Raw genomic sequence first — 9,675 nt, 5'->3', positions numbered from 1 at the left:
AACAGGAGACCGCCGGGACTACTACTTGGAGTAGAGCTCGACGATCAGCTGCTCGGTGACCTGCGTGTCGATCTGCGCGCGCTCGGGCAGCTGGTGCACGAGGATGCGCAGGGTCGACGGGACGACCTGCAGCCACGCCGGGACCGGGCGGTCGCCCTGGGTCTCCTTGGCGATGACGAACGGGTCGAGGTTCAAGCTCTTCGGCCTGACGTCGATGATGTCGTACTGCGAGACGCGGAAGCTGGGGATGTTCACCTTCTGGCCGTTGACCAGGAAGTGCCCGTGGTTCACCAGCTGCCGGGCCATCCGCCGGGTGCGCGCGAGGCCCGCCCGGTAGACGACGTTGTCCAGCCGCGACTCGAGGATGCGGAGCAGCTCGTCACCGGTCTTGCCGGAACGGCGGTGCGCCTCCTCGTAGTACGAGCGGAACTGCTTCTCCAGCACGCCGTAGGCGAAGCGCGCCTTCTGCTTCTCCTGCATCTGCAGGAGGTACTCCGTCTCCTTGATCCGGATCCGGCCGTGCTGGCCGGGCGGGTAGGGACGGCGCTCGAACGCCTGGTCGCCGCCGACGAGGTCGACCTTCAGCCGGCGGGACTTGCGGGTCATGGGGCCGGTGTAACGAGCCATGTCTGGTTACTCCCTTCCCCTTAGACCCGGCGCCGCTTCGGCGGGCGGCATCCGTTGTGCGGCTGGGGGGTCACGTCGGAAATGGTGCCGACCTCGAGGCCGGCGGCCTGCAGCGAGCGGATCGCGGTCTCGCGGCCCGAACCCGGGCCCTTCACGAAGACGTCGACCTTCTTCATGCCGTGCTCGGCGGCCTTGCGGGCGGCGTTCTCGGCGGCCATCTGCGCCGCGAACGGCGTCGACTTGCGCGAGCCCTTGAAGCCCACGTGGCCGGCGGAGGCCCACGCGATCACGGCACCGGTCGGGTCCGTGATGGACACGATCGTGTTGTTGAACGTGCTCTTGATGTGCGCGTGGCCGTGCGCGACGTTCTTCTTCTCCTTGCGGCGGACCTTCTTGGGTCCGGCCGCGCCACGGGTGCGGGGCGGCATTACTTCTTACCTGCCTTCTTCTTGCCCGCCACGGTCTTCTTCGGGCCCTTGCGGCCGCGCGCGTTGGTCTTCGTGCGCTGGCCGCGGACCGGAAGCCCACGACGGTGGCGGATGCCCTGGTAGCACCCGATCTCGATCTTCCGGCGGATGTCGGCCTGCACCTCACGGCGCAGGTCGCCCTCGACGCGGAAGTTGTTCTCGATGTACTCGCGCAGGGTGGCGAGCTGCTCGTCGGTCAGGTCCTTCGAGCGCAGGTCCACGCTGATGCCCGTGGCGGCCAGGATCTCGAGCGAGCGCGAGCGCCCGATCCCGTAGATGTAGGTCAGTGCGACCTCCATCCGCTTGTCGCGGGGGAGGTCGACACCAGAGAGTCGTGCCATGCGGCTGGTGTCTCCTTGGGTCGTGCCGGGTACTCCCGACGGCCGTCCTCAGTGACTAGCTGGGGCACCGGCCCGGTACCGGAGGTGTCACCACGCCTCGGGTGGCGCGGCAGGTCCGTCGGGTTCCTCTGTGTTGATGGTCGGACCCTGCAAGCAGGCCCTCTGTGTTGATGGTCGGACCCTGCAAGCAGGTCCCCTGTTGAGCTGTGAGCGTCTCCGCGTGAAGCGGGTGATCAGCCCTGGCGCTGCTTGTGGCGCAGGTTCTCGCAGATCACCATGACCCGGCCGTGACGGCGGATCACCTTGCACTTGTCGCAGATCGGCTTGACGCTCGGCTTGACCTTCACGTCAGGCGATCCTTCTGTTGGTCGTCACTTGTAGCGGTAGACGATGCGGCCGCGGGAGAGGTCGTAGGGAGAGAGCTCCACGACCACCCGGTCCTCGGGGAGGATCCGGATGTAGTGCTGCCGCATCTTCCCGCTGATGTGCGCGAGGACCCGGTGCCCGTTCTCCAGCTCCACGCGGAACATCGCGTTCGGCAGGGGTTCGACGACCCGGCCCTCGACCTCGATCGCCCCGTCCTTCTTGGCCATGTCCTCCGCGTTCCGTGACAGGTGACTGTTGTCCGTCGTGCTGTACTGCAGGTACTGCTGGGTACTGCTCACTTGCTGCGGACGCACCACGGGGCGGGGACGGGACCGGAGGGTGCGCATGCGCACGAGCGGAACCGGCGCCACACGGCGCGCCGAGTGACCAGTGTACGTGTGCTTTACAGGCCCCGGCACATGGGGTACGCGCGCGGGGCCGCCCGGCCACCGCGACGGCCCGCCCCGGCTGCCGCGCCGCTGTCCGCTTCGCCCGGGGAATCCGGTTGACCTCGACCCCGGGGCAGGTGCTCCAGTATGCCCTGTGAGCACCGGAACGGCACCCGTCCCGCAGCGCGGCCTGCCCCGGCCGCTGCGGCCCTTCCGGCACCGCGACTACACCCTGCTCGCGGTGTCGATGGGCGCGTCGCTGTTCGCGAGCGGGCTCTGGATCGTCGCGCTGGTCTACCAGGTCATCGCGCTCGGCGGCGGGCCGTCGGACCTGTCGCTGGTCTCCGCGGCCGCGGCCGCCGGCCTGCTGGCGAGCGTCCTGCTGGGCGGGGTGGCCGCCGACCGGGTCTCCCGACGGCTGCTGCTCCGGATGGTCGAGGTGGTCCGGATCGGCATGGCCGGCCTCGCCGCCGCGCTCGCGCTCACCGGCACCCTGCAGCTGTGGCACCTGGCCGCGATCGCGTTCGTGGTCGGCGCGGCCGAGGCCTTCTTCTACCCCGCCTACTCGGCGATCCTGCCGACGCTGCTCCCGGCCGACGAGCTGCTCGCCGCCAACGGCCTCGAGGGCGTCCTGCGGCCCGTCGCGATGTACGCCGCGGGTCCCGCGCTGGCCGGCGGGCTCGTGGCCGCGTTCGGCCCGGGCATCGCCCTGGGGGGTGCGGCCGCGGGCTACGCGCTCGCCCTGCTGCCGCTGCTCGCGATACGGGTGCCCCCGTCGGCCGGGGACCGGGAGCGCAGCTCGGTCCTGGCGGACCTGCGCGAGGGCTTCGCCTACCTGCTGCGCACCGGCTGGCTGTTCGCCACCCTCGCCTTCGCCGTCCTGCTCGTGCTGGTCGTGATCGGCCCGATCGAGGTCCTGCTGCCCTTCGCGGTCCGCGACCGGACGGCGAGCGGGCCGGGCGGGTACGCGCTGGTCCTGGCCGCGTTCGGGCTGGGCGGCGCGGCCGGGTCGCTCGTCGCGTCGGCGGGGCGGATGCCGCGCCGGTACCTCACGGTCATGATCCTGCTCTGGGGCGTCGGCGGCGTCCCGCTGGTCGCGATCGGGTTCACCGACCGGCTGTGGGTGATGGGCGCGATCGTCGGCGTGGTCGGGGCGGCACACGGTGCCGCCATGGTGATCTGGGGGACACTGCTGCAGCGCCGGGTCCCGCCGCACCTGCTGGGCCGGGTCTCGAGCCTCGACTTCTTCGTCTCGCTCGCCCTGATGCCGGTCTCGACGGCGCTGGCCGGCCCGGTGGGCGAGACGATCGGCATCCCGGTCACCTTCGCGATCGCCGGGCTCGTGCCCGTGCTGCTCGCCGTGGCCGCGGTCGTGGGCTGGCGCCTGCACCGCGACGAGCTCGCCCATCCGCTCGACCCGGCCCAGGAGCGGTGAGCGACGCGCTCGCGCACCTCGGTGAGCGAGCGCGCCACCCCGGCGTCAGAGGGCCTTGAGCTCCTCGGTCACCTCCATGACGGACTTCTTGGCGTCGCCGAAGAGCATGCTCGTGCGCTCCCCGTAGAACAGCGGGTTGTCGATGCCGGCGAAGCCGCTGTTCATCGAGCGCTTGAGCACGATGACGTTGCGGGACTCGTCGACGTTGAGGATCGGCATCCCGTGGATGGGCGAGCTGGGGTCGTTGCGCGCCGCCGGGTTGGTGACGTCGTTGGCCCCGATGACGAGCGTGACGTCCGTGCGGGCGAACTCGTCGTTGATCTCGTCCATCTCCTTGAGCGCCTCGTAGGCGACGTCCGCCTCGGCCAGCAGCACGTTCATGTGCCCCGGCATGCGCCCGGCCACGGGGTGGATGGCGTACTTGACCTCCACGCCCTTGGCCTCGAGCAGCTTGGCCATGTCCTTGACCGCGTGCTGCGCCTGCGCGACCGCCATCCCGTAGCCCGGGACCACGATGACCTGCGACGCGTAGGCCATCTGGATGGCCGCGTCCGACGCCGAGGTGGACCGCACGGTCCGCTCCACGCCGTCGTCCGACGCGGCGATCGCCGTCCCGCCGAACCCGCCGGCCACGATGGCCGGGATGGTCCGGTTCATCGCCACGGCCATCTGGTTGGTCAGGATCGAACCGGAGGCACCGACGATCATGCCGGCGACGATCATCGCCGTGTTGTCCAGCGCGAGACCGGCAGCCGCCGCCGACAGCCCGGTCAGGGCGTTGAGCAGCGAGATCACGACGGGCATGTCGGCGCCGCCGATCGGCAGCACCACCATCACGCCGAGCACCGCGGCGAGCACCAGCACGAGGACGATCCACAGCTGGGACGACCCGCCGAGCCCCGCGACCACCGCGCACGCGACCGCGGCGACCAGCAGCAGCACGTTGACCGCCTGCTGCGCCCTGCCCAGCCCCATCGGCCGGCTCGGCAGGATCTCCTGCAGCTTGCCGAACGCGATCAGCGAGCCCCAGAACGACACCGACCCGACGATGGCCGCGAACAGCGAGGCGACGACGACGTAGGTCGCGGTGTCGAGGAAGCCGCCCGACGTGCGGAACTCCGACCAGGCGATCAGCGCGACCGCCCCGCCGCCGACGCCGTTGAACAGCGCCACCATCTGCGGCATCGCGGTCATCTTCACCTGCCGCGCCGACGGCACGCCCAGCGCCGCGCCCACGACCAGGCCGAGCACGATCAGGATCCAGTTGTGCTGCACCCGCAGCAGCGTCGCGACGACCGCGATCAGCATGCCGACCGCGGCGATCTTGTTGCCGCGGACCGCCGTCTTCGGCCCCGTCAGACCCATCAGGCCGTAGATGAACAGGGCGAACGCGATGATGTAGAGGATCGGGACGACGACGTCCAGTACGGCCGTGTCCATCAGCGCTTCACCCGGCCGTCCGAGCTCTGCTCGGCGTCGGCCGACACCTTCTCGGCGGGCTTGGCCTTGAACATGCCCAGCATGCGGTCGGTGACCAGGAACCCACCGACGACGTTGATCGTGCCGAAGGCGATCGCGACGATCAGGATGACCGAGTCGAGCACCGACGGGTTCTCCAGCTCGCCGAGCACGATCAGCCCGCCGAGCAGCACGATCCCGTGGATCGCGTTCGTGCCCGACATCAGCGGCGTGTGCAGGGTGTTCGGCACCTTCGAGATGACCGCGAACCCGACGAACCCGGCCAGCACCAGGATCGCGATGTTCGCCAGCAGGGACCCGCTCTGCATCACTCCGCCTCCCCCTCGACCCGCGTCACGCAGGACTTCGCCAGCACCTCGTCCGACCAGTCCGGCGCCACCGCACCGCCGTCGTCGAGCATGAGTTCGAGCAGCGCCGAGACGTTCCGGGCGTAGAGCTCCGACGCGTGCTCGGGCATCCCGGCCGGCAGGTTCAGCGGCGAGGCGATGGTGACGTCGTGCTTCACGACGACCTCCCCGGGCTCGGTGAGCTCGCAGTTGCCGCCGGTCTCCCCCGCCAGGTCCACCACGACGCTGCCCGGTTTCATCCCCTCCACCGCCTTCGCGGTGACCAGGGTCGGCGCCGTGCGCCCGGGCACCAGCGCCGTGGTGATCACGACGTCGAACCCGGTGATGGCCTCCTCGAGGCGCTTCTGCTGCTCGGCCCGCTCGTCGTCGGTCAGCTCACGGGCGTACCCGCCCTCGCCCGCCGCGTCGATGCCGAGGTCCAGCCACTGCGCGCCCAGCGAGCGCACCTGGTCGGCCACCTCGGGCCGCACGTCGTAGCCGGTGGTGCGGGCGCCGAGCCGCTTGGCGGTGGCCAACGCCTGCAACCCCGCCACGCCCACGCCCAGCACCAGCGCGGTCGCCGGCTTCACCGTGCCCGCCGCCGTGGTCAGCATCGGGAAGAACCGGGTCGACCGCTCCGCGGCCAGCAGCACCGCCTTGTACCCGGCCACGTTCGCCTGCGAGGACAGCGCGTCCATCGACTGCGCCCGCGAGATGCGCGGGATCGACTCCATCGCGAACGCCGTGATACCGGCATCGCGCAGCGCCGCGGTCGTCTCCGGCGCGGTCAGCGGAGCCAGGAAGCCGATCACCGTCGACCCGGACCGCAGCCGGCCGATCTCCTCGGCCGTCGGCGGAGCCACCTTCACCACCACGTCGCACGACCACGGGTCGCCGACCGTCGCGCCCGCCTCGACGTAGAGCCCGTCCGGGATGAGGGCGCCCAGCCCGGCGCCCGACTCCACGACCACCGACACGTTCTTCGACCGGAGTCGTTCCACGACCTTCGGCACCAGCGCGACCCGACGCTCACCGGGACCCGACTCGCGGGGCACGCCCACGGTCGCTCCCGGAGGCCGCTGCGCTGCGGCATCAGCACTCATGCGAGGAACCTAGTGCAGCAGAGCGCCGCAGGACCCCGTCCGGATCAAAGCGAGACCCCGCCCGACCGGGCGGTTCCGCCCGGCCGACGTCGGCACGGCCGAGCAGGGTCAGGCGGGGTCAGGCGGGGTCAGGCGGGGTCAGGCGGGAAGGGTGAGGACCGAGTGCCCGTGCTCGGTGACCGCGACGGTGTGCTCCCAGTGCACGGCCCGCCCGCCGGTCTCGGTCATGACGGTCCAGCCGTCCTCGAGCTCACGGGTCTCGGGGTCGCCCGCGGTGAGCATCGGCTCGATCGCCAGGGCCATGCCGGGGCGCAGCTTCGGGCCGTGCCCGGGCTCGCCGTGGTTGGGGAGGAACGGGTCCATGTGCATCGACGTGCCGATGCCGTGGCCGCCGTACTCGGCGACGATCCCGTAGTCGGCCCGGTCCGCGATCGCGGCCGCCCGGCAGGCCTCCTGGATCGCGTAGGAGATGTCGGTGAGGCGGGCCCCGGGCCGCACGGCCTCGATCCCGGCCCACATCGCGCCCTCGCACGCCTTCGACAGGGCGAGGTCCGCGGGCGACACCTCCCCGACGGCCAGCGTGACGGCGGAGTCGCCGTGCCAGCCGTCGAGGATGGCGCCGCAGTCCACGGAAACCAGGTCCCCGTCGCCCAGCACCTGGGCCGACGACGGGATGCCGTGGACGATCTGCTCGTTCACCGACGCGCAGATGCTCGCCGGGAACCCGTGGTAGCCCTTGAAGGACGGAACCGCGCCGGCCTCGCGGATGACCTGCTCCGCCAGCGCGTCGAGCTCCGCGGTGGAGACCCCCGGCTTGGCCAGGTCGGTGACGGCCGCGAGCGCGGCGGCCACCACGGCCCCCGCCGCCCGCATGGCCTCGATCTCGGCCGGGTTCTTGAGCTCGATGTCGCGCCCCCTGAGCCGTGCGATCGCGCCGCGCACGCCGCCCTTCCTGCCGGTCATGCGGGCCTCCTGTCGCTGGGTCCTACTTGCGTGCCTCGAGCGCGGTGGTCACGCGGTCCGTGATCTCGGGGACCTCGCCGACCGCGTCGACCGTGACGAGCTTCGCGGCGTAGTACCGCAGCAGCGGGGCCGTCTCGTCCCGGTAGACCTGCTGCCGGTTGCGGATGACCTCTTCGTTGTCGTCCGACCGGCCGCGGCCGAGCAGCCGCTGCACGACGACCTCGTCGTCCACCTCGAACTCGACGACGGCGTCGAGGTCGACACCGTACTCGGCCAGGATCTCGGCCAGCGCGTCCGCCTGCGGGACGGTCCGCGGGAAGCCGTCGAGGATGAAGCCCTTCGCGGCGTCGGGGTCCGCGAGGCGGTCCTTCACCATCGCGACGGTGACCGAGTCCGGCACCAGGTTGCCGGCGTCCATGTACGACCGGGCCTCGATGCCGAGCGGCGTCTCGTCCTTCAGGTTCGCCCGGAACAGGTCCCCGGTGGAGATGTGGGGGACGTCCAGCTGCTGGGCCAGGCGCTCCGCCTGCGTCCCCTTACCCGCGCCCGGCGGACCGACAAGAACGAGTCGCACTTGGGACCCGACCTCCCTGCTGTGTTCTGCTCTGCCGCCCGCTCTGGCGGCGAACGAGGTGACCCCGGCGGGCCGACGGGCTCGGGGCCCGCTCGCCGAGGCGTCGATACTGCATCTTCGACGGCCCGTCGAACAAGGCCCTCTGCCCCGACTCTAACGCAGGAAACCTTCGTAGTTCCGCTGCATCAGCTGGCTCTCGATCTGCTTCACGGTGTCCAGTCCGACCCCGACCATGATCAGTACGGCGGTGCCGCCGAAGGGGAAGTTCTGGTTCTGCCCGCCACCCGTGACGCCGAGGAAGAAGTTCGGCAGGACGGCGATGATGCCCAGGTAGAGCGACCCCGGCAGGGTGATGCGGCTGAGCACGAAGTTCAGGTACTCGGCGGTCGGCCGGCCCGGTCGGATGCCCGGGATGAAGCCCCCGAACTTCTTCATCTCGTCGGCCCGTTCCTCCGGGTTGAAGGTGATGCCGACGTAGAAGTACGTGAAGAAGATGATGAGCGCGACGTACAGGGTGATGTGCAGCCAGTTGGACTGGTCGACCAGGTAGGTCTGGACGAACTGCTGGAAGCCGCCGCTGGTGTTGCCGAGCAGTCGGGAGACCAGGTCCGGCAGGTACAGCAGCGAGCTGCCGAAGATCACCGGGATGACGCCGGCCTGGTTCACCTTCAGCGGCAGGTACGTCGACGTGCCGCCGTACATCCGGCGCCCGACCATCCGCTTGGCGTACTGCACCGGGATCCGGCGCTGGCCCTGCTCGACGAACACGACACTGACGATGATGGCCAGGCCGAACACGCAGACGCCCGCGAAGACCAGCGGGCCCGCGTTGTCGAGGATGTTCTTGCCCTCGGAGGGGATCCGGTGCGCGATCGACGCGAAGATCAGCAACGACATGCCGTTGCCGATGCCCTTCTCCGTGACCTGCTCACCCAGCCACATGACGACCGCGGTGCCCGCCGTCATGACGATGACGATGATCGCGAGCGAGAACACGTCGGAGTTCGGGATGATCGGCTTGTCGCAGTTGCCCAGCAGGGCGCCCCGGTCCGCCAGCGCCACGATCCCGGTGGCCTGCAGGATCGCCAGCGCGATCGTGAGGTACCGGGTGTACTGCGTGAGCTTGTTCTGCCCGGACTGGCCTTCCTTCTTCAGCACCTCGAACCGCGGGATGACCACGGTGAGCAGCTGAATGATGATCGACGCCGTGATGTACGGCATGATCCCGAGGGCCAGGATCGACAGCTGCAGGAGCGCGCCGCCGGAGAACAGGTTGATGAGCGAGTAGATACCGGCGTTGTCGCTGCCCTCGACCTGCCGGATGCACTCCTGCACGTTCACGTAGGACACGCCGGGCGACGGGATGTTCGCCCCGAGCCGGTAGACGGCCACGACCCCGAGGGTGAAGAGGATCTTCTTCCGGAGATCCGGGGTCGTGAGGGCCGCCCGGAAAGCGCTGAGCACCTCGGTGATCCTCCTGGTCTGCTGCCCGCACGGTCCGTGCGTCGCGACGCACTCGGGCGGAAGACGACTCTAACAGCGACGACGCCGCCCGCTCGGCCGCCCCTCGTCGGGGACGGGCCGCTCGGACGGCGTCGCCGGGTG

General features: G+C 70.5%; 12 protein-coding genes. 1 reads left to right on the top strand and 11 read right to left on the bottom strand.

Going from position 1 to position 9,675, the window contains the following annotated elements:
• Nucleotides 1-21: 21 nt before the first annotated feature.
• The 5 genes from rpsD to infA form a co-directional block, all read right to left on the bottom strand.
• Nucleotides 22-627, bottom strand: coding sequence for a 30S ribosomal protein S4 (gene rpsD / locus LWC33_RS29955; protein ID WP_233308037.1), 606 nt, complete (start codon nucleotides 625-627; stop codon nucleotides 22-24).
• A gap of 20 nt (nucleotides 628-647) precedes the next feature.
• Nucleotides 648-1,055 (bottom strand): 30S ribosomal protein S11, encoded by a 408-nt coding sequence (rpsK, locus tag LWC33_RS29950; protein WP_013677438.1) that lies wholly within the window; start codon nucleotides 1,053-1,055, stop codon nucleotides 648-650.
• Complete coding sequence (gene rpsM, locus LWC33_RS29945; protein ID WP_037046145.1) at nucleotides 1,055-1,435, bottom strand: 30S ribosomal protein S13; 381 nt, start codon at nucleotides 1,433-1,435, stop codon at nucleotides 1,055-1,057. Before rpsM ends, rpsK begins: the two co-directional genes overlap by 1 nt.
• Nucleotides 1,436-1,668: 233 nt before the next feature.
• Complete coding sequence (rpmJ, locus tag LWC33_RS29940; protein WP_015883600.1) at nucleotides 1,669-1,782, bottom strand: 50S ribosomal protein L36; 114 nt, start codon at nucleotides 1,780-1,782, stop codon at nucleotides 1,669-1,671.
• A 24-nt stretch (nucleotides 1,783-1,806) separates the two neighbouring features.
• Complete coding sequence (infA, locus tag LWC33_RS29935) at nucleotides 1,807-2,028, bottom strand: translation initiation factor IF-1 (RefSeq protein ID WP_010228514.1); 222 nt, start codon at nucleotides 2,026-2,028, stop codon at nucleotides 1,807-1,809.
• Nucleotides 2,029-2,344: 316 nt separating this feature from the next.
• On the opposite strand from infA, the gene LWC33_RS29930 reads away from it, so the two are divergent.
• Nucleotides 2,345-3,625 carry an MFS transporter gene (locus LWC33_RS29930; RefSeq protein ID WP_233308036.1) on the top strand — a complete coding sequence of 427 codons (1,281 nt, stop codon included), beginning with the start codon at nucleotides 2,345-2,347 and terminating at the stop codon, nucleotides 3,623-3,625.
• Between the two features lie 45 nt (nucleotides 3,626-3,670).
• Here the strand turns inward: LWC33_RS29930 and LWC33_RS29925 are convergent, their stop codons facing one another.
• From LWC33_RS29925 to secY, 6 genes are all read right to left on the bottom strand, one after another.
• A complete protein-coding gene (locus LWC33_RS29925; RefSeq protein ID WP_372476718.1) occupies nucleotides 3,671-5,065 on the bottom strand; it encodes an NAD(P)(+) transhydrogenase (Re/Si-specific) subunit beta in 1,395 nt (464 codons plus the stop codon).
• Nucleotides 5,065-5,412, bottom strand: a complete 348-nt coding sequence (locus LWC33_RS29920; protein WP_233308035.1) for an NAD(P) transhydrogenase subunit alpha part 2 — start codon at nucleotides 5,410-5,412, stop codon at nucleotides 5,065-5,067. The genes LWC33_RS29925 and LWC33_RS29920 overlap by 1 nt, the downstream gene beginning before the upstream one ends.
• Nucleotides 5,412-6,533 carry a Re/Si-specific NAD(P)(+) transhydrogenase subunit alpha gene (locus tag LWC33_RS29915; RefSeq protein ID WP_233308034.1) on the bottom strand — a complete coding sequence of 374 codons (1,122 nt, stop codon included), beginning with the start codon at nucleotides 6,531-6,533 and terminating at the stop codon, nucleotides 5,412-5,414. The genes LWC33_RS29920 and LWC33_RS29915 overlap by 1 nt, the downstream gene beginning before the upstream one ends.
• A gap of 138 nt (nucleotides 6,534-6,671) precedes the next feature.
• Nucleotides 6,672-7,496, bottom strand: a complete 825-nt coding sequence (gene map, locus LWC33_RS29910; protein WP_233308033.1) for a type I methionyl aminopeptidase — start codon at nucleotides 7,494-7,496, stop codon at nucleotides 6,672-6,674.
• Nucleotides 7,497-7,518: 22 nt separating this feature from the next.
• Nucleotides 7,519-8,070 (bottom strand): adenylate kinase, encoded by a 552-nt coding sequence (locus tag LWC33_RS29905; RefSeq protein ID WP_233308032.1) that lies wholly within the window; start codon nucleotides 8,068-8,070, stop codon nucleotides 7,519-7,521.
• A gap of 153 nt (nucleotides 8,071-8,223) precedes the next feature.
• Nucleotides 8,224-9,534: a preprotein translocase subunit SecY gene (secY, locus tag LWC33_RS29900; RefSeq protein ID WP_233308031.1), complete on the bottom strand. Its 1,311-nt coding sequence runs from the start codon at nucleotides 9,532-9,534 to the stop codon at nucleotides 8,224-8,226.
• Nucleotides 9,535-9,675 lie beyond the last annotated feature (141 nt).

It is taken from the genome of Pseudonocardia terrae (assembly GCF_021343995.1).
Lineage (GTDB): Bacteria > Actinomycetota > Actinomycetes > Mycobacteriales > Pseudonocardiaceae > Pseudonocardia > Pseudonocardia terrae.
The sequence above is the reverse complement of the archived record's forward strand: the minus strand, read 5'-3'. Positions and strand labels throughout refer to the sequence as shown.

What these genes read in the sequence shown, in the direction of transcription:
- rpsD (WP_233308037.1), bottom strand. Translation starts at nt 627, where the DNA reads ATGGCTCGTTACACCGGCCCCATGACCCGCAAGTCCCGCCGGCTGAAG.
- rpsK (WP_013677438.1), bottom strand. Translation starts at nt 1,055, where the DNA reads ATGCCGCCCCGCACCCGTGGCGCGGCCGGACCCAAGAAGGTCCGCCGC.
- rpsM (WP_037046145.1), bottom strand. Translation starts at nt 1,435, where the DNA reads ATGGCACGACTCTCTGGTGTCGACCTCCCCCGCGACAAGCGGATGGAG.
- infA (WP_010228514.1), bottom strand. Translation starts at nt 2,028, where the DNA reads ATGGCCAAGAAGGACGGGGCGATCGAGGTCGAGGGCCGGGTCGTCGAA.
- LWC33_RS29925 (WP_372476718.1), bottom strand. Translation starts at nt 5,065, where the DNA reads ATGGACACGGCCGTACTGGACGTCGTCGTCCCGATCCTCTACATCATC.
- LWC33_RS29920 (WP_233308035.1), bottom strand. Translation starts at nt 5,412, where the DNA reads ATGCAGAGCGGGTCCCTGCTGGCGAACATCGCGATCCTGGTGCTGGCC.
- LWC33_RS29915 (WP_233308034.1), bottom strand. Translation starts at nt 6,533, where the DNA reads ATGAGTGCTGATGCCGCAGCGCAGCGGCCTCCGGGAGCGACCGTGGGC.
- map (WP_233308033.1), bottom strand. Translation starts at nt 7,496, where the DNA reads ATGACCGGCAGGAAGGGCGGCGTGCGCGGCGCGATCGCACGGCTCAGG.